The organism is Salinispora oceanensis (assembly GCF_000383575.1).
Taxonomy (GTDB): Bacteria; Actinomycetota; Actinomycetes; order Mycobacteriales; family Micromonosporaceae; genus Micromonospora; species Micromonospora oceanensis.
This window is the reverse complement of the sequence record NZ_KB911579.1, coordinates 1,267,651-1,284,936: the sequence shown is the minus strand read 5'-3', so window position 1 is coordinate 1,284,936 and position 17,286 is coordinate 1,267,651. Positions and strand designations below refer to the sequence as shown.

17 protein-coding genes are annotated in these 17,286 nt (G+C 71.3%); 7 read left to right on the top strand and 10 right to left on the bottom strand.

Translation table 11 applies throughout. From position 1 onward, the window contains the following. Nucleotides 1-7: 7 nt before the first annotated feature. Nucleotides 8-625, bottom strand: coding sequence for a pyridoxamine 5'-phosphate oxidase family protein (locus tag SALPAC4_RS0105825; RefSeq protein ID WP_027644375.1), 618 nt, complete (start codon nt 623-625; stop codon nt 8-10). 100 nt (nt 626-725) lie between these two features. Here SALPAC4_RS0105825 and SALPAC4_RS0105820 point away from each other — a divergent pair, with 100 nt between their 5' ends. Genes SALPAC4_RS0105820 through SALPAC4_RS0105810 form a run of 3 tightly spaced genes read left to right on the top strand, consistent with a single transcriptional unit; the run spans nt 726 to nt 2,899 of the window. After that, on the top strand, nt 726-1,217 hold the full coding sequence (locus SALPAC4_RS0105820; protein ID WP_019869509.1) for a DUF2231 domain-containing protein: 492 nt from the start codon (nt 726-728) through the stop codon (nt 1,215-1,217). Nucleotides 1,218-1,227: 10 nt separating this feature from the next. Beyond that, the gene (locus tag SALPAC4_RS0105815; protein WP_019869508.1) at nt 1,228-1,761 is read left to right on the top strand and encodes an Hsp20/alpha crystallin family protein; all 534 of its coding nucleotides are present in this window, start codon (nt 1,228-1,230) and stop codon (nt 1,759-1,761) included. A gap of 7 nt (nt 1,762-1,768) precedes the next feature. Continuing rightward, the gene (locus SALPAC4_RS0105810) at nt 1,769-2,899 is read left to right on the top strand and encodes a glycosyltransferase family 9 protein (protein ID WP_019869507.1); all 1,131 of its coding nucleotides are present in this window, start codon (nt 1,769-1,771) and stop codon (nt 2,897-2,899) included. 58 nt (nt 2,900-2,957) lie between these two features. On the opposite strand, the gene SALPAC4_RS0105805 is transcribed toward SALPAC4_RS0105810, so the two are convergent. The 3 genes from SALPAC4_RS0105805 to SALPAC4_RS0105795 form a co-directional block, all read right to left on the bottom strand. Continuing rightward, on the bottom strand, nt 2,958-3,818 hold the full coding sequence (locus SALPAC4_RS0105805) for a glycosyltransferase family A protein (protein ID WP_019869506.1): 861 nt from the start codon (nt 3,816-3,818) through the stop codon (nt 2,958-2,960). Then, nucleotides 3,815-5,491 (bottom strand): D-glycero-beta-D-manno-heptose 1-phosphate adenylyltransferase, encoded by a 1,677-nt coding sequence (gene rfaE2 / locus SALPAC4_RS0105800; RefSeq protein WP_019869505.1) that lies wholly within the window; start codon nt 5,489-5,491, stop codon nt 3,815-3,817. Before rfaE2 ends, SALPAC4_RS0105805 begins: the two co-directional genes overlap by 4 nt. Nucleotides 5,492-5,552: 61 nt before the next feature. Then, the gene (locus tag SALPAC4_RS0105795; RefSeq protein ID WP_018729068.1) at nt 5,553-6,044 is read right to left on the bottom strand and encodes an NUDIX domain-containing protein; all 492 of its coding nucleotides are present in this window, start codon (nt 6,042-6,044) and stop codon (nt 5,553-5,555) included. Nucleotides 6,045-6,127: 83 nt separating this feature from the next. On the opposite strand from SALPAC4_RS0105795, the gene SALPAC4_RS0105790 reads away from it, so the two are divergent. Further along, the gene (locus SALPAC4_RS0105790; RefSeq protein ID WP_019869504.1) at nt 6,128-7,777 is read left to right on the top strand and encodes a fatty acid--CoA ligase; all 1,650 of its coding nucleotides are present in this window, start codon (nt 6,128-6,130) and stop codon (nt 7,775-7,777) included. Between the two features lie 53 nt (nt 7,778-7,830). Here SALPAC4_RS0105790 and SALPAC4_RS0105785 read toward each other — a convergent pair whose 3' ends face one another. Next, nucleotides 7,831-9,357 carry an MFS transporter gene (locus SALPAC4_RS0105785; RefSeq protein WP_019869503.1) on the bottom strand — a complete coding sequence of 509 codons (1,527 nt, stop codon included), beginning with the start codon at nt 9,355-9,357 and terminating at the stop codon, nt 7,831-7,833. A gap of 102 nt (nt 9,358-9,459) precedes the next feature. Here SALPAC4_RS0105785 and SALPAC4_RS0105780 point away from each other — a divergent pair, with 102 nt between their 5' ends. Next, nucleotides 9,460-10,326 (top strand): helix-turn-helix domain-containing protein, encoded by an 867-nt coding sequence (locus tag SALPAC4_RS0105780; protein ID WP_019869502.1) that lies wholly within the window; start codon nt 9,460-9,462, stop codon nt 10,324-10,326. Between the two features lie 340 nt (nt 10,327-10,666). Here SALPAC4_RS0105780 and SALPAC4_RS0105775 read toward each other — a convergent pair whose 3' ends face one another. The 5 genes from SALPAC4_RS0105775 to ku form a co-directional block, all read right to left on the bottom strand. Further along, nucleotides 10,667-11,680 carry an NADPH:quinone reductase gene (locus SALPAC4_RS0105775; RefSeq protein WP_019869501.1) on the bottom strand — a complete coding sequence of 338 codons (1,014 nt, stop codon included), beginning with the start codon at nt 11,678-11,680 and terminating at the stop codon, nt 10,667-10,669. Between the two features lie 50 nt (nt 11,681-11,730). Next, nucleotides 11,731-12,432: an HAD family hydrolase gene (locus SALPAC4_RS0105770; RefSeq protein WP_027644376.1), complete on the bottom strand. Its 702-nt coding sequence runs from the start codon at nt 12,430-12,432 to the stop codon at nt 11,731-11,733. 35 nt (nt 12,433-12,467) lie between these two features. Beyond that, nucleotides 12,468-13,322 carry an SCO6745 family protein gene (locus SALPAC4_RS0105765; protein WP_029127491.1) on the bottom strand — a complete coding sequence of 285 codons (855 nt, stop codon included), beginning with the start codon at nt 13,320-13,322 and terminating at the stop codon, nt 12,468-12,470. 132 nt (nt 13,323-13,454) lie between these two features. Further along, nucleotides 13,455-14,141, bottom strand: coding sequence for an FKBP-type peptidyl-prolyl cis-trans isomerase (locus SALPAC4_RS0105760; protein WP_019869498.1), 687 nt, complete (start codon nt 14,139-14,141; stop codon nt 13,455-13,457). A 116-nt stretch (nt 14,142-14,257) separates the two neighbouring features. Further along, complete coding sequence (ku, locus tag SALPAC4_RS0105755) at nt 14,258-15,334, bottom strand: non-homologous end joining protein Ku (protein WP_027644378.1); 1,077 nt, start codon at nt 15,332-15,334, stop codon at nt 14,258-14,260. A gap of 85 nt (nt 15,335-15,419) precedes the next feature. Here ku and ligD (SALPAC4_RS0105750) point away from each other — a divergent pair, with 85 nt between their 5' ends. Next, nucleotides 15,420-16,358 carry a non-homologous end-joining DNA ligase gene (ligD, locus tag SALPAC4_RS0105750; RefSeq protein WP_019869496.1) on the top strand — a complete coding sequence of 313 codons (939 nt, stop codon included), beginning with the start codon at nt 15,420-15,422 and terminating at the stop codon, nt 16,356-16,358. Next, nucleotides 16,351-17,259 (top strand): non-homologous end-joining DNA ligase, encoded by a 909-nt coding sequence (ligD, locus tag SALPAC4_RS0105745; RefSeq protein WP_019869495.1) that lies wholly within the window; start codon nt 16,351-16,353, stop codon nt 17,257-17,259. Before ligD (SALPAC4_RS0105750) ends, ligD (SALPAC4_RS0105745) begins: the two co-directional genes overlap by 8 nt. The last annotated feature ends 27 nt before the right edge of the window (nt 17,260-17,286 follow it).

Here is a 17,286-nt window from a genome sequence, read left to right as displayed (position 1 = left end):
GGGTGGCTCAGGCGTAGAGGCGGCGCGCGTACTCCGGGCCGTAGTGACTCTGCAGCTCGGCCAGGCTCTCCGTGCGGGCCTCGACCTCCTTGACCAGGCGGGCCCGCGACGGCAGCACCTCCGGCGTCCAGGTCTGCGGGCTCCACAACTGCGACCGGAGGAACGCCTTCGCGCAGTGGTAGAAGATCTCCTCGATCGCTACCACCAGCGCCAGGGTCGGCCGATGGCCCTTGACCGTCATCGAGTCGAAGAAGGGCGCCTCCCGCACCAGCCGTGCCCGGCCGTTGATCCGCAACGTATCGCTGCGCCCGGGAATCAGGAAGATCAGCCCGACGTGTGGATTGTCCAGGATGTTGTGAAAGCCGTCGGCCCGTCGGTTGCCGGGGCGCTCCGGGATGGCGACGGTGGTGTCGTCGATCGGCAGGGCGAAGCCGGGTGGGTCCCCCTTCGGCGAGACATCGCAGGTGCCGTCCGCGCCGGCCGTCGCCACCAGACAGAACGGGGAGGCGGCCAGCCACTGCCGGTCCCGCTCGTGCAGGTGCGTTCGCTCCTTCGTGGCAGCCCGAGCCGTCGGTACGCCCAGTAACTCCCGCAACTCCTCGTGAGTGGTGATATCTACCGTCACGTGCCCCTCCCTCATCCGTTGACCATGGCGGCGGTGCGTCATCGACAGCCTAGGTGGCATCGGCCGGGGGCGAGAATTGCCGAACAGTGGAGGCCCGGGTATGGAGAGCCGACTCAAAGTGCTGGGTCACCCCCTCCACCCGATGCTGGTGATGTTCCCGGTCGCCCTGCTCGCCACCGCCGTGCTCTTCGACGTGGTCGACATCGTGGGTGGGCCCGACTTCCTCGGTGAGGTCGCCTACTGGAACCTCACCGTCGGCCTGGTCGGTGGCCTGCTGGCCGCGGCGGCGGGGATGGTTGACCTGCTCGCCATCCCGACCGGCACCCGCGCCAAGCGGGTCGCGCTCACCCACGCCGCCGCGAACGTGGCGCTGATCCTGCTCTTCGCCGCGGTCTGGGCGGTCCGGCTCAACGCCGACTCCCGGGCTGCCGGCGGCGCGCTCGTCGCGATCGAGATCGTCGCCCTGGCCATCCTCGGGGTCAGCGCGTGGCTCGGCGGAGAACTGGTGGACCGGCTCGGCGTCGGCGTCGACCGGGACGCCGACTTGGACGCGCCCAGCTCCCTGCGGCCCTCGGCAAACCCCAGTGAATAGGAGAAGTGTGATGAGTGAACCCGGCGGCGGGATCGGCCAGGGCAGGCGCGGCCGACAGCAGGGGTGGGACCCGGCGGGCGAGTGGCATTCGCTCCGCGCCGAACTGGGTCGGCTGGTCGGGGGTCGGTCGGACTCGACGGACCTCCAACTGGACGAGACCGAGGACGGCTGGGAGGTGATCGTCCGGCTGCCCGGCGTGGCCCCCGACGAGGTGGCGGTCGAGCTGGACGAGCGGGAGCTCTGCGTACGGGCCCGGTCGGAGGCCGAGGTCAACGCCGACTACGGGATCCTCGACGGCTCCGAGGCCCGGGCGTTCGTGTACCGGGTGGAGCTGCCGTCCCGGGTGGACCCGGAGGCCATCGACGCGGTGATGGATCACGGTCTGCTCCGGATTCGGCTGCCCCGGACTGCCCGACCTGAGCCCCGCACCATCACTGTCGGGCGCAGCGGTGCGCGCGGCGCCGACGGTGACCCTCCGTTTCCGGCTGACCCCGCCGTCAGCCGGGAGCTGCACCACCCGAACGTCGAGACCGACCGGCCGTAGCGCGTCGATGGTCGCCCCGCACCTGCTCGGTCCGGCCGCGCAGCGCATACCCGAGGTGGAGCGGATCGCCGTGCTGCGGGCCAACGCGCTCGGTGACTTCATTTTCGTCCTGCCGGCGCTGGCCGCGTTGCGGGCCGCGTACCCCGCGGCGGAGATCGTTCTGCTCGGCGCGCCGTGGCACGCGAAGCTCTGGCGCGATCGGTCGGGTCCGGTGGACCGGGTCCTGGTGGTCCCGCCGGCTCCCGGAATCCGTCACCCGGAGCCGGGCGAGCCGGAGTCCGGGCTGGCGGACTTCCTCGCCCGGGCCCGTGCGGAGCGCTTCGACCTGGCGCTGCAGGTGCATGGCGGCGGGGCCAACTCCAACCCGGTGGTGGCCGGCCTCGGTGCCCGGGTGACGGCCGGTCTGCGGGCCGAGGACGCGCCGCCGCTGGACCGCTGGCTGCGGTACGTCTACTACCAGCATGAGGTGATTCGTTACCTGGAGGTGGCGGCCCTGGTGGGGGCCCCGGCAACCACGGTCGTCCCCACCCTGGCGGTCACCGACGCCGACCGGGCCGAGGCGGCCGAGGTGCTCGGCCCGCCCGACCGGCCGCGGGTGGCGCTGCACCCGGGCGCCACCGACACCCGTCGACGCTGGCCGGTCGAACACTTCGCGGCCGTCGCCCGGCAGCTGCACCGGGACGGGTACGAGGTGCTGGTCACCGGCACACCGGTGGAGCAGGAGGTGGTGGAGCGGGTGGTGGCGGCGGCCGGGGTGCCCCTGCGGCCGCAGGTCGGCACGCTTAGCCTCGGGGGGCTGGCCGGCTGCTACGCCGACTGCGCGCTGGTGGTCGCCAACGACACCGGGCCGCTGCACCTGGCGGCCGCGGTCGGTACTCCCACGGTGGGTGTCTTCTGGGTCGGCAACCTGATCACCACGGCGAGCCCGCTGCGGGGCCGGCACCGCCCGATCACGTCCTGGACGGTGCACTGCCCGGTCTGTGGGGTCGACTGCACCCCGGGCAGCTATCCGCACCGGCCCGGCGACGGCGAGTGCCCGCACCGTGACTCGTTCGTGGCCGAGGTCCCGGTGATCGAGGTCCTCGAAGCCGCCCGCGACCTGCTCGCCGATGGAGCGCAGCCGGCCTCGACGCCCTGATCCGGGGCCGGGCTCCGCCCCCGAGGTGCGGGCAAGACCGTGGTCTACCGCCCACCGGTCACGCCTGTTCGAGGAGCACCTCCCACGCCTCAACCTCACGTTCGGTGACGGTGGTCGGTGACTCCAGGTGGAATGCTCCGCTGGGCAGGACGCCGGCGCCGCCGTGGCGCTCCAACACGGCGAGCTGAGCGGCGACATCCTCCCCCTGGTGCCGCTCCGGCACCCGTCGCCAGAAGTCGAAGCCACCCGCGTCAACCAGCTTTTCCCGGTCGTACAGCACGCAACCACCGATCCAGGACACCTTGTACGCCCGCCAGGAGCCCGGCGGCAGGCGCAGCCGCTCGGTGACGTGGAGCAGGTTCGCGGCCGGGTGCAGCAGTGCGCGCTCCCACTGCGGGGTGCCCGGGCGGATCCGCTCCGGCACCGGCGGCCCGTCCCACTCCTCGTAGTGCCGGTGCGTCTCCGGGCGGATGTCCTGCCGGTACGACAGGCCGTGTACGGCGTTGCCGACGAATCCGCAGCCCAGCTCCGCAATCGCGGTGACCAGCCGGTGCAGGGCTCCCGGCGCCAACCACACGTCGTCGTCGAGGCAGAGCACGTAGCGGGCGGTCGAGGCGGCGAGCAGCGCTGCCCGGTGCTCGGCCATCCCCCGCCGGGGCAGCCGGCGGGTCAGCAGGACCGGGTGTCCCCGGTGGCGCAGGACCCGGACCATCGCGGCCACGGCCGGGTGCGCGTACGCGGGGGCGTGGTCGGACTGGTCGCTGACCACCACCCCGAAGTCGGGCACGCCTTCCTGGGCGGCGAGCCCGGAGAGGGTGACCGCCAGTTCGGCGGGGCGGTTCCGGGTGGGGACCAGCACGTCGAGGTGTCGCTCGGCGCGGAACTCGTCGGAGGTGCCGTGTTCGAGGGGTCGGCTCACGCCTGCCCCGCCACCGGTGCGCCACCGCCGTACGCGCGGATCCGGTCGATGATCGCCGAGGTGGAGCGGTCCGGCACGTAGCCGAGGGTGCGGACCTGGCCGCCGAGCCGCCGTACCAGGGGTGCCTCCGGCACCAGCTCCGGCGGATAGTCCCCGCCCTTGACGTAGATGTCCGGCCGGATGGCCTCGATGAGCCGGGCGGGCGAGTCCTCCTCAAAGACCACCACATGGTCAACGTGGGTCAGCGCCGCCAGCAGGGCCACCCGGTCCTCGACCGGGTTGACCGGCCGGTCGGCGCCCTTGAGCCGGCGGACACTACCGTCGGCGTTGACCGCCACCACGAGCAGGTCGCCGAGGGCACGGGCCTGCTCCAGGTAGCGGACGTGCCCGGGATGCAGGACATCGAAGCAGCCGTTGGTGAAGACGACCGAGCGGCCCGCGCGGCGGTGTGCCCCGGCGATCGTCGCCAGCTCCTCGGCGCTGACGAGGGTCGGCTGGTCGCCGCCCTCGGCACGGTCGAGCGCGGTGAGCAGGTCCTCCCGCCGGCAGACACAGGTGCCGGTGTCGGAGACGGTGATGGTGGCCGCGAGCTGGGCGAGCTGCGCGGCGGTCGGTAGGGGGGCGTCGGCGGCCAGGGCGAGGGTCATCGCCGCCAGGTACGCGTCTCCGGCCCCGACCGTGTGGCTGGCCGGCATCGGGTTGCTGTGGCTGCGGCTGGGCTCGCCGTCCGGGCCGGCGACGACCGCGCCCTCGGTGTCCAGCGTCACCGCCACGACGTCCGCCCCGGTGTGTTGCCGCAGTTCCGCCAGGCGGGACTCGGCGAGTATCGCCCGGTCTGGTCCCACGGCGTCCCCGCGCGCTCCCGGTTCGATCTCCCCGTCGGCGGGTCGACCATCGCCGGGTGCGACACCCACGGTCAGCTCGGAGGGGCCGTCGGAGCGGGCGCGGTCCGGGTGGTTCAGGTGCAGGCCCCCGCCCCCGGGCCGGGCCGCGGTGTGGGCGAGGAGTCGGCTCGCCTCGGCGAAGCTCGGCGTGACCACGGTCGGGGCGAGCCCACGCCAGTCGGCGAGGTCATGCGCATCCAACGCGACCGTGGCGTACCGCTCTCGGTTTGCCACCAGCCACGCCCGCACCGGCGCGGGCAGGGCCCCCAGCGCGTAGTCGCAGACCACCAGGGTCGGCGCCGCACCGCCTGCCGCGCACAGCTCCGTGGTCGCGCAGGCCAGGGCGTCGAGCAGTCGCGCCACTCCCGCGTCGTCCAGGGGCTCCACGGGACCACCGGAGTCCTCCCGCAGCAGGATCTGGCTGCCGGCGAGCATCCGCCGTTTGACCGGGGTCGGGCGGCTCGGTTGGCTGACCGTGCGGTCCCACACGCCGGCCCGGTCCAGGCAGTCGTGCACCTCGTCGCCGGCCACGTCCGCGCCGATCGGCGCGACCAGCGCGGCCCGTCCACCGAGCGCGGCGATGTTGACGGCGGTGTTCGCCGCACCGCCCGCAGCGGAGATCCGTCGGCGCAGGGTGAGGATCGGGGCTGGCGCCTCCCGGCAGAGTCGATCCGAGTCGGCGAATCGCCACTCGTCGAGCATCGCGTCCCCGACGACCAGGACGGGGCGTCCCAGCCAGCTCTCCACCACGGCGGCCAGTCGGTGCTGTTCCGCTGCTGCTCCTGCCATGTCCCTCCGGGTCCCCGCCGGTCCGCCGGGCCAAACCTGGCGGTGCGGGAGCGGCGGCGGGCTATTTGAGGATCAGGCGGTTCGTCTGCTCGAAGACATCCAGGTCGGCAAGAGTCTCCGGGACGCTGGCCGACAGCGGGCTGGGCAGTTGGCCACGGTCGAAGAAGGCGGCATCGGTGGTCTCATCGGTGATCCGGGTGAGGTCCCCCTCCCACTCCTCCACCCGGAACGCGGTGGTGAAGATCTGGTACGTGTGCCCGTACATGTTGGTGTGGGTGCGATCCGGCCCGGTGTAGAGGGCGAAGGCACTGACCCGCAGGGCGCGCAGCCCGGTCTCCTCCCGAACCTCCCGTACCGCGCAGTCGGCGATCGACTCACCCAGCTCCATCGCCCCCGCCGGCATGGCCCAGTGCCCGTTGTCGGCGCGTTGGATCAGCAGGATCCGGCTCGCGCTGTCCCGCACCACCGCGCGCGCACCGACGAACATCAGCGTCCGGTCACCAGCGAGGGCACGGAGCTGTCCGACGTAGGAATCTGCCCAGGAAATGCTCACCCCGGCTAATTTACGCACCGCCGCCGAGGCGAGATGGAGATCCGGGGTTCCCAGATGTGATCGGCGACACTACTTTGTTGCTCATGCGGAGCACGATGATGGATGCCCCCCTCCAGGTCTCCCGGATTCTTGACCACGGCGCCACCGTGCACAGCGCGGCCACGGTGGTCACCTGGACCGGTGCCGAGCCGCGTCGGATGAGCTACGCCGACGTGGCGCGCTCGGCCGCCCAGCTGGCGCACGCGCTGCGAGACGAGTGCGGTGTGACCGGGGACGAGCGCGTCGCCACCTTCCTGTGGAACAACACCGAGCACCTGGTGGCCTACTTCGCGGTGCCGAGCATGGGCGCGGTGCTGCACACGCTCAACATCCGCCTCCTCCCGGACCAGATCGCCTACATCGCCAACCACGCGCAGGACCGGGTGGTGCTCGTCGACACGACCCTGATCCCGCTGCTGGCGAAGGTCATCGGCGACATGACCACCGTCCGGCACGTGGTGGTGGTCGGCGGTGGTGACCCCGCCCCGCTGGTCGCGGCGGCCGGCGACCGGATCTCCGTGCATCACTGGGATGCCCTGCTGGCCGGCAGGCCGGACACCTACGACTGGCCGGACGTGGACGAGCGCTCCGCCGCCGCGCTCTGCTACACCTCCGGGACCACCGGCAACCCCAGGGGGGTGGCCTACTCACACCGCTCGATCTACCTGCACTCGCTCCAGGTATGCCTACCGGAGTCGTTCAGCCTCGGGCCGCAGGACCGGGTCCTGGGCATCGTGCCGATGTTCCACGCGATGTCCTGGGGGCTGCCCTACGCGGCGTTCCTCTGCGGCGCGTCGCTGCTCCTGCCGGACCGGTTTCTCCAGGCGCCCCCGATCGCCGAGATGATCGCCGCGGAGCGGCCGACCATCGCCGGTGCCGTCCCCACCATCTGGACCGATCTGCTCGCCCACCTGGACAGTCACGAGGTTGACACCAGCTCCCTGGGAGAGGTGATCGTGGGTGGGTCGGCGTGCCCGCCGGCGCTGATGCACGCCTTTGAGGAGCGGCACGACATCCGGATCATTCACGCCTGGGGCATGACCGAAACCTCTCCGCTCGGTTCGGTGGCCCGCCCGCCGGCCGGCGTTGACGAGGCCAAGGCGTGGCAGTACCGCTACACCCAGGGGCGGGTCCCGGCCGGGGTCGAGGCCCGGATCGTTGGCCCGCAGGGCAAGCGGCTGCCCGCCGACGGCACGTCCGTGGGGGAGCTGGAGGTCCGCGGGCCGTGGGTGACCGGGCGGTACGTCGGCGACGAGGCCCCGGACGAGGAGACGTTCCGGGATGGCTGGCTGCGTACGGGTGATGTCGGCACCCTCTCCCCGGATGGCTACCTGACGTTGACCGACCGGGCGAAGGACGTCATCAAGTCCGGCGGTGAGTGGATCTCCTCGGTGGAGCTGGAGAACGCGCTGATGGCCCACCCGGATGTGGTCGAGGCCTGCGTGGTAGGGGTCCCGGACCGGCGGTGGGGCGAGCGGCCGTTGGCGACCGTGGTGTTCCGGGAGGGGGCGAAGGCCGGGGTTGCGGAGCTGCGGGGCTTCCTCGCCGAGTCGGTGGCCCGCTGGCAGCTCCCCGAGCGTTGGGCGGTCATCGACGCTGTGCCGAAGACCAGCGTGGGTAAGTTCGACAAGAAGGCGGTCCGGTCCCGGTACGCCGAGGGGGATCTCGCCGTCCAGGAGTTGACCTCTTCCTAGTGGACGGCGTCGGGGTGAGCCGTCCCCGTCGGGTGACGCCGGAGCCGGTGTCGTCAACGAGGCGTGCTCTCCACGCGATCGGCCTTCTCCTCGGACAGGGAGTCCGAGGCCGGCTGCTCAGTCGCGGCCTTGGGCAGCCAGCGAAGTGCCAGGACGCCGAGTGCGACGTGCAGGAGGCTGGTCACCGCTACCGCCGCGTGCAGGCCGGTGACGAAGGCCGACTTCGCGTCCGTGATCACCGCGGACGTGAGACCGGGCAGGTGCAGGGTCTCGTCGAGCGTGGGAGCGAGATCAGGCCCTTGTAGCCGGAAGAGCAGCGCGGCGAGGGAGCCGATGAGCGCGATACCGAGGGCGTTGCCGATCTCGTTGCTGGTCTCGGCGATGGCCCCGGCTGACCCGGCTCGTTCGGCGGGCACCGCGCCGACCGCGGTGTCGGCGACGACGCTGAAGGAGATGCCGTAGCCAAGACCCGCGATGGACGTGGACGCGATGTACCAGCCGACCCCGTCGGTGATGGTGGTGGGCAGCAGGAACAGCAGTCCGGTCGCGATGGAGAAGTGACAGATGATCAGGACCGTCCGCTTACCGATGCGGTCGACCACCGTGGGTGTGACGACGCAGGTGACGATGAGGACCACCGCGCCGGGCAGTGCCAGGAGGGCTGCCTGCAGGACAGGAAGGTCCAGGACGGACTGGAGGTAGACACCCGACAGGTAGGCGGCCGCCGACCAGGCCGCCAGCGGCAGCAGGCCGGTGATGATCGCGACGGTGAAGACCCGGTCCCGGAAGAGGGAGAAGTCCATCAACGGGTACTCGAGGTGCCGCTGCCGACGCACGAACAAGGCCAAGAGCACGAGGCCGCCCAGTCCCACGACGACGGAGAGCGTGGAGAATCCTTCGGCGGCCGCGTGCTTGAGGGCGTACACGGCACCCAGAAGGCCGGCCGCCGAGGCCACGAGGCTGAGGCCGTCAATGCGGCCGGGTCGGGTCGTACTCACTTCACGCAGCAGGATGGGCGCGAAGACGAGGAACAGGGCGATGACGGGCAGGTTGATCAGGAAGACCGAGCCCCACCAGAAGCGTTCCAACAGGACGCCACCCGCGACGGGGCCGATGGCGAACCCTGCCGCGAAGGCCGCGGCGAAGATACCGATGGCCTGCGCGCGCCGCTTGGGGTCGCTGAACAGCTCGCTCAGCACAGCCAGGGCCGACGGCAGGAGAGTCGCGCCGGCCACACCCATCAGGGCGCGGGACGCGACGAGAAGTTCCGCGTTGGGCGCGAAGGCGGATGCCGCGGAGGCCAGGCCGAAGACGGTCGCCCCGATCATCAGCAACTTCAGCCGACCGTACCGGTCCCCGAGGTTGCCGAACGCGATCAGCAGCGAGCCGACCGCGAAGCCGTAGATGTCCAGGATCCACAGGGCCTGATCAGCGGTGGGGGTGAGGTCCTGACTGACTCGCGGCATCGCCAGGAACAGGATCGACCCGTCCATGGAAACCAGCAGGACCGGCCCGAGTACGACCAGCAGTCCCAGCCACGCGCGCAGGCCGGGTGAGTTGTGTGTGCGCTCTTCCGACATGCCTCGATCGTCGGCAATCGCCTGTCGACAGCCACCCCCCTGCTGTGGGTACACCTGGCAGGTATACCCAGTGGCACTCACGATCGGCTTACGCTGGCCGACGTGGGGAGCCTCGGAACGTTCTTGAAGAGTCGCCGTGACCGGGTCACCCCGGAAGTGATCGGGCTGCGCACCTATGGCACGGGGCGCCGCGTTCCCGGGCTGCGACGGGAGGAGCTCGCCCAGCTCGCCGGAGTGAGCGCGGGCTACTACACGCGGCTGGAACAGGGGCAGGCCGAGACGGCGTCGGAGCAGGTACTCGACGCGCTCGCCCGGGCGTTGCTGCTCGACTCGACCGAGACGGCGCACCTGCACAATCTCGCTCGGCACTCGGCCACGCCACGGCTCGCCGAACCCCCGGCGGAGGAACCCCACGAGCGTGTCCTCGCGCTCCTGGAGTCTCTCGGCGAGGCCACGCCGGCGATTGTCCTGGGGCGCCGTGGGGACGTGCTGGCGTGGAACCGCAGCGGGCACGCGCTTCTCGCCGAGCACATCGCCTTCGAGGCACCGGACGAGTCGGAACGTCGCCCGTCGATGCCTCGTATGTTCTTCCTCGATCCGGTCATGCGCGACCGGTACGGCAACTGGCACACGCTCGCCCGCGCGCATGTCGCGTACCTCCGGCTCACCGCGGGCCGCTATCCCACCGATGCGCGCCTGGCGGGGCTGATCGGTGAACTCACCATGCGCAGCGACGATTTCTCGGCGCTGTGGGCGGATCGGGATGTCGCGGACTGCACCACGGGAACCATGCACATACAGCACACGACGGTGGGTGGCCTGAGTGTCGACTACCAGGTCTGGTTGCAGCCGGACAGCCCGGACCATCGCCTTGAGGTCTATACGCCCAACGACTCGGGCTCCGCTGACGCCTTGCGGATCCTGTCCCAGCAGTGCCACCGTGGCGCCGACTCCCTACGAGACGACTGATCGACGGGCTCGCCATCACCGTCGAAGGGCACGACCGGGCCTGCCGCTCCGCGAGCACCCCGCCACCCAGCACACCCAATCAATGAGCCGCTACAGCTCCCGTCGCAACATCGGGTTGCGGCACTAGCCGCCCCCACACCCGGCCGGCCGGTTCGGACCGGTGCACGGGAGGGTTGCCGCTGTTGTGGCCAAGGGGGGCGGCCCCGGCGTTCGCACCGCGCCGGGGCCGCCCGTTCAACGCGGGGCGACCCGCACCGTCATTCTCGCGAGGAAGATTCGCCTCTGTCCTCGATACCTGAGAACTTGATACCGGGGGAGGATCGCCCGGCTCGATCGGAGTTCACCGGTCGCTCGCGGTGTTGATCAACACCTTGCCGACCGCCCCCTCCTCCACTGCCTGGTGCGCCGCGTCGGCCGCCGTCAACGGGTAGTGGTGCAGCGGCAGCCCCGCCTCCTCGCCCACCCGGACGCCACCCTGCTCCACCGCCGCCGCCACATCCACGACCGCCTGCGCCTTCGCGGCCTTCGGCGCGGTGTAGACCAGGACGAACTGCCAGCGGGCGTTCAAGGCCATGAGGGGCCGGACCGGCAGGGTCACCTCACCGCCGCCATCGTCGGCGTACACACACACCGCGCCGCCGGTCCGGAGCAGCTGGACATCGATCTCACTGTTCCGCGTGGAGACCTCAACGATCGCGTGGACCCCCGCTGGCGCGATCTTGCGGACCTCCGCCACCACGTCCTGTTCCCGGTAGTTGACCACCAGGTCGGCCCCGGCTGCCGCCGCGAGCTTCCCCTTCTCTGCGCTGCTCACCGTGGTGACCACGCAGGCGTCCGCCCAGCGCGCGAGCTGAATCGCCGCATTACCCACCGCGCCCGCTCCACCCTGTACCAGCACGGTGTGACCAGCGAGCGCCCCAGCGTGCAGTGCGTCCGGCAGGTACTCACCAGCGGTCAGGCATCGGTGCGCGGTCAGGAACGGAATGCCCAGGCACGCGCCGAGGTCGAAGGAGGCGGCCCCGAGGCGGACGGCCTGCCCGGCTGGGACCAGCGTGTACTCGGCGGTTGTTCCCCAGGGGCGCTGCCAGGCGGCCTCCCACACCCAGACGCGTTCGCCGACGAGGGACCGGTCGACCCCCTCGCCGACCGCCTCGACCACCCCCGCGCCATCCTGGCCGGGCGTCTGCCAGCCCGCCGGCAGTTGGCCGTCTCGTCGTGCCTTCCAGTCCGTCGGGTTCACCCCCGCGACCGCCATCCGGACCAGCACCTCGCCGGCCCCCGGCTCGGGCACCGGCCGGTCAACCGGCCGCAGCACCGTGGGGTCGCCGGTGCGCTCGTACACGATCGCCTTCATGCCGTCTCCACCATCTTCATGCTCGTCTCCATCGCCTTCATGTCATCTCCTCAGCTGCCCTGTTGGTCTGCCGTACCCGGCCGTCGCTCGGCCATACCGCCGTGGACCGTCGCCACGACCTCCGGCGTCAGCTCGCCGATCGAGGAGAGCACCACCGCGGCGAGCCGTTCGGCCTCCGGTTCCAGCGGGTACGCCCCGTGTGGTATCGCCACCACGGCCATCCCCGCGGCAGCCGCGGACCGGACGCCGTTGGCGGAGTCCTCGACCGCGACGCAGTGGGCCGGGTCGACACCGAGCCGTTCCGCAACCGCCAGGTAGACATCCGGCGCCGGCTTGCCATGCCGGGTCTCCTCGGTCGACAGCGTCGCGCCGAAGGTGTCACTGAGCCCGGTCGCGTCCAGCGCCGTCCGGATCAGCTGGGTGGGGGAGGAACTGGCCAGGCCCAGCGGCCACCGCCCAGCCGTCCGCCGCACGGCGGCGACGGCACCGTCGATCAGCGGTACGCGGTGCGCGTATCGCCGGGACATCTCCGTGACCACCTCGGTGGCGACCTGCTCGGCCGTCCGGTCGACGCCGAGTTCGCCGCTGAGGTAGCGGGACCACTCGCCGGTGCTCATGCCCATCAGCCGGCGTTGCGAGTCGGCCTGCCAGGTGCCGCCGTGCGCCGAAACGTACGCCCGCCGGACCTCCTCCCAGACCGGCTCGGAGTCGACGATCACGCCATCCAGGTCGAAGATCACCGCAGCTGTCATGACCTCATCCTGCCGGACCGGGTCAGCGGCGCCGGTCAACCCAGGGACGGCAGGCCGATCGGGTTGTCCGGCGGGATGATGGTGTGCCCGGCCCGGACCACCGGGTCGAGCAGTTCCTGGAGTCGGGCGCTGCGCTCCGGACCGAGCGCCTGCCACGGGCGGACCGCGGCCGTGTCGGTGGCCGCCTCGACGGTGTCGAATCCGGCCCGGCCCCGCTCGGTCGGCTCGCCGTCGGCGGTCAGCCACCCCCGGTCGTGGAGCCGACTCTTGGCCGCCGCCCACTCCTGCTCGGTCCAGCCCCGGCCGAGCAGGGTGACCACGGGCATTCCCACCGCGACCCGCCAGGCGAGCGTCTCCACCGGGTCGAGGTCGGCCGCGACGAGCGCGGCGATGTGCCCGTCCCCACGGTGCTCCCGCAGGACCGTCGCCGCCTGCCAGAGCCGGGCGAGCGGGTACTCGCCGCGCGGCAGTGCCGCGTTCGCGGCCCCCAGCACCCGGCCCGCCGTCCTGGTTTCGGCCGCGGCGGCCTCCATCAGGTCGGCGGTCTCCGTGAGGTGGGACTCGGGCAGCTCGTAGGTGAGCTCGGCGAGGGCCTGGACCGCGCCGGTGAGTCGGGCGCGCAGGGCCTCCTCCGGGGACGCCAGTTGCCAGACCGCGGGCAGCGCGCGCTGCACCATGTGCGGGGCGAAGTGGTAGAACGCCGTGGTCACCGGTGCCGCGGTGGCGGCGCCGAGCGGCGCGGACCGGCCGGCGAAGTAGCCCCGCCAGTAGCCGCGTAGCCCGGTCGCCTCGTACGCCGCGCGGGCCCGGGGGTGGAAGTATGTCACCGCGTGCACCGGCTCGAAGTGGGTCCACATCAACCGGGCTGTCCGCCCCGCGTCGTCTGTCATGCGCACCTCCGCGTCCGTACCGGCCTCTTGGGGTTAGCTGTCCCCGGTTCGACGAACCTACTGCCGTTCGGTAACGGTGTGGAAGCCCACTGTGGCCAACCGCACCGGTGGCGGGGCGGGGCAGGCGGCGGGTTACTGCGCGCCGAGGACATCCACGACGAAGCGCAGCGGACCGGCTGGACGGCCACCTTCCGGTTCCGTGCCATACGCCAGTTCTGCGGGGATGTCCAGCTGCACCCGGCTGCCGATGGTCACGCCGACCAGGCCCTGGTCCCAGCCGGGGATCACTCCGCCGACCCCGATCGGGAAGCTCGCCGGCTGCCCGCGCGACCAGGACGAGTCGAACTCCTCGCCCTCGTTGTAGAGGATGCCGACGTAGTTGACGGTGATCGTCTGACCGCTCTCCACCGCGGGCCCGGTGCCCTCGATCAGCGGGGTGACGACGAGCTCGGTCAGCTCGCCCTCGCCCGCCTCCACGGTCGGTGGGGTGTTCAGCGCGGGGTCGGCCCCGTTTGGCAGCTCGGTGCCGCCGGCAGCCGGGTCGGGGGCATCCGCTGACGGAGCACCCGTCGACGGGGCCGCGGTCGGGTTGCTCTCCTCTTCACCGGCCGGGCCGACCAGCACGAACACGGTGACCAGGAGGGCGGCCACGGCGACCCCGGCGAGGCCGCCGGCCCAGGCCTGTCGTCGGCGGCGCTTCGCCTCGGCCGCCTTCTGCTCGGCGAGCTGCGCGGCCAACCGCCGCTCCGACTTCTGTGCCCGGTTCTGCGTCCGCTCGCTCACGGCGTCGACTCCCTGTTCGAAGATGGTGGCCGGCACCGCGTGCCGGGGGAAGGCCGACGAACACGGTACCCGCCGGGGCCCCCGCGGTGCAGGTGCCGGACGTCCCCTTGTCCGGTGGAAGCCGGTATCGCCGGTGGTGGCCGTCTCGCCGCTCAGGCGGTCTTGCGAGCACCCTTGCGGGCCGTGGCCTTCTTGGCCGGCTCCGCCCGCTGTCCCGCATCCTTCTTGGCGGTCGTCTTGGTCGCCGTTTTCTTCCCGGGAGTCTTCTTGCCGGCCTTCTTCTCCTCGGTCTTCTCCTTTTCAGCTGTCTTCTTCGCCGGGGTTGTCTTTTCGCTTTTCTTGCCGGTGGCCTTCTTCGGTGGGGCCTGCTCCTCGGCGGCCTTTCGTTGGGCGGAACGCGCCGCCGAGATGGGGGTCGGTTCGCCCGCGCCGGGGCCGGCGGGTTTCTCACCGCGTGCCGCCTGGGCCCGCTCCACCGATGCCTTCAGCGCCGCCATCAGGTCCACCGCCGCTGCCGGAGCCTCTTCGACCTCCTCCGGCTGGACGACCTCGCGGCCCTCCACCTTCGCGTCGATGACCTCCTTCAGCGCGGTCCGGTAGTCGTCGGTGAAGGCATCGGGCTGGAAGTCACCCGCCATCGAGTCGATCAGGGAGCTGGCCATCGCGAGCTCCGGAGGGCGGACCTTCAGGTCCTCGTCGAGAAAGCCGAACTCCGGCGTCCGGATCTCGTCCGGCCAGAGCATCGTGTTGAGCAGCAGGACGCCCTGGTGGACCCGGAGCGTCGCGAGCTGCTCGCGTTGCCGGATCGCCACCTTCACGATGGCCACCCGTTCGGAGTCGGTGAGCGCGTTGCGCAGCAGCACGTACGGCTTGGTGGCGGTGCCCTCCGGCTCGAGAAAGTACGCCTTGTTGTAGAGGATCGGGTCGACCTGTTCGGCGGGGACGAACTCCAGCACGTCGATCGCCCGTGAGGTGCTCAGTGGCAGGTCGGCGAAGTCGTCGTCGGTGAGGATGACCAACTCGCCGCCGCCGAGGTCGTATCCCTTGGCGATGTCGTCGTAGCTGACCTCTTCGCCACAGACCTGGCAGGTGCGCTTGTAGCGGATTCGGCCTCCGTCATCCCGGTGCACCTGGTGGAACCGAATGTCCTTCTCCTCGGTTGCTGAATACAGCTTCACCCCGATCGAGACGAGCCCGAACGACACGGCTCCTTTCCAAATTGCCCGCACGCTGCGCTCCTTTCGCCGGTATCGACCATGTTCTCATCCGATGGAACCGGGCGCGAGCAGTTCCGCATTCGACTAAGGTCGGTTCGTGCCCGGCGTGCCGTCCAAGCCGATGCTCGCGACCACCGGGGAGCTGCCGGTGGGACCGGGCTGGGCCTATGAGTTCAAATGGGACGGAATCCGCGCGCTGGCCAACATCGGCGACGGCCAGCAGCGGGTGTACGCCCGCTCCGGCGTCGAGGTCACCGTCGCCTACCCGGAACTGGCCGGCCTCGCCGCGCAGGTGGATGACGCCCTCCTCGACGGCGAGGTGGTGCTCTTCGGCGCGACCGGGCAGCCTTCGTTCACGGCGCTCGCCGAGCGAATGCACGTCCGGGACCGGACCAGGGCCGCACGGCTCGCGGCATCCCTGCCCGTCACCTACCTGGTCTTCGACCTGTTGCGCCTCGACGGCGTCGACCTGACCGGCTACCCGTGGCAGCGGCGGCGAGCCGTGCTCGACGAGTTAGGGCTGGCCGGGCCCCGATGGGCGGTTCCGCCCGCCTTCTCGGACGGCCCGGCGACCTTCCAGGCGGCGGGGGAGCATGGCTTGGAGGGGGTGATGGCCAAACGGGTCGGTTCGGTCTACCGGCCGGGTACGCGCTCACCGGACTGGGTCAAGGTCAAGTTGGAGACGACCGGCGACTTCGTGGTGGGTGGCTGGCGGCCGGGCGCCCGCCGGCTCGGCGGGCTACTGGTCGGCGTGCCACGGCCGGACGGCCGCCTCACCTTCCGGGGGCGGGTCGGCGGTGGCATCGGCGCGGCGTTGGAGCGGGAGCTGCTGCGCGAGCTGGAGCCGTTGCGCACCGATGGTTCCCCCTTCGCCGGTGAGCTTCCCCGCGCGGACACCCGGGCCGTGGTCTGGGTCGCGCCCCGGATCGTGGTGGAGGTGAAGTACGGCCAGCTCACCCCGGATGGACGCCTGCGCTTCCCCCGGGTGTTGCGGTTGCGCCCGGACAAACTCGCCGAGGAGGTTGACGATGCCTGACCGGCTTCGGGTCGAAGTGGCTGGCCGCACGCTGGAGTTGTCGAATCTGGACAAGGTGCTGTACCCAGCGACCGGATTTACCAAGGGTGAGGTGATCGATTACTACACCCGGGTCGCCCCGGTGCTCCTGCCGCACCTCGCCGGCCGGGCGTTGACCCGGATCCGGTTTCCGAACGGCGTTGACGGCAGCTCCTTCTTCGAGAAAAACGCCCCGGCGGCGACACCAAGCTGGGTTCACACCGAGACGTTGCCGGTCCCCGGCTCGGCGAAGGGCCGGGAGACGATCGACTACGTGGTCGCCGACGAACTGCCGACCCTGGTCTGGCTGGCCAACCTCGCCGCCCTCGAACTGCACACGCCACAGTGGCAGGTCGGGGCACATCCGGACCTGATGGTGGTCGATCTCGACCCCGGTGCGCCGGCCGAGCTCCGGCAGTGCTGTCAGGTCGCCCTGCTGCTGCGCGATCGGCTCGCCGACGACGGGATCGAGTCGTATCCGAAAACCTCGGGGAAGAAGGGCATGCAGCTCTGTTGCCCGATCGCCGGTACCCAACCCGCCGACGCGGTCTCCGGCTATGCCCGACGGATCGCCCAGGAGTTGGAGCGGGCCCACCCGAAGCTGATCGTGTCCAAGATGGCACGAAAGCTGCGGGCGGGAAAGGTTTTCATTGACTGGAGCCAGAACAACGCGGCGAAGACGACGGTGGCGCCGTACTCGCTGCGTGCCCAGTCGGTGCCGGCGGTGTCCACCCCGTTGACCTGGGCCGAAGTTACGGCCGGGGCGGCCGGCAAACGCCCGGCGGTCAAGCCCTACCCGGCGGCCGAGGTGCTGATCCGCGTCGCCGAGCAGGGCGACCTGCTCGCCCCGCTGCTTGATGGGGGCCCCGAGCTGCCGGGCTAGGCGGAGCCCAGGGCCTGTGCCTGGTGT

Coding starts and splice junctions, on each gene's coding strand:
- SALPAC4_RS0105820 (WP_019869509.1), top strand. CDS start 726: ATGGAGAGCCGACTCAAAGTGCTGGGTCACCCCCTCCACCCGATGCTG.
- SALPAC4_RS0105815 (WP_019869508.1), top strand. CDS start 1,228: ATGAGTGAACCCGGCGGCGGGATCGGCCAGGGCAGGCGCGGCCGACAG.
- SALPAC4_RS0105810 (WP_019869507.1), top strand. CDS start 1,769: ATGGTCGCCCCGCACCTGCTCGGTCCGGCCGCGCAGCGCATACCCGAG.
- rfaE2 (WP_019869505.1), bottom strand. CDS start 5,491: ATGGCAGGAGCAGCAGCGGAACAGCACCGACTGGCCGCCGTGGTGGAG.
- SALPAC4_RS0105790 (WP_019869504.1), top strand. CDS start 6,128: ATGCGGAGCACGATGATGGATGCCCCCCTCCAGGTCTCCCGGATTCTT.
- SALPAC4_RS0105785 (WP_019869503.1), bottom strand. CDS start 9,357: ATGTCGGAAGAGCGCACACACAACTCACCCGGCCTGCGCGCGTGGCTG.
- SALPAC4_RS0105775 (WP_019869501.1), bottom strand. CDS start 11,680: ATGAAGGCGATCGTGTACGAGCGCACCGGCGACCCCACGGTGCTGCGG.
- SALPAC4_RS0105770 (WP_027644376.1), bottom strand. CDS start 12,432: ATGACAGCTGCGGTGATCTTCGACCTGGATGGCGTGATCGTCGACTCC.
- SALPAC4_RS0105765 (WP_029127491.1), bottom strand. CDS start 13,322: ATGACAGACGACGCGGGGCGGACAGCCCGGTTGATGTGGACCCACTTC.
- ligD (WP_019869495.1), top strand. CDS start 16,351: ATGCCTGACCGGCTTCGGGTCGAAGTGGCTGGCCGCACGCTGGAGTTG.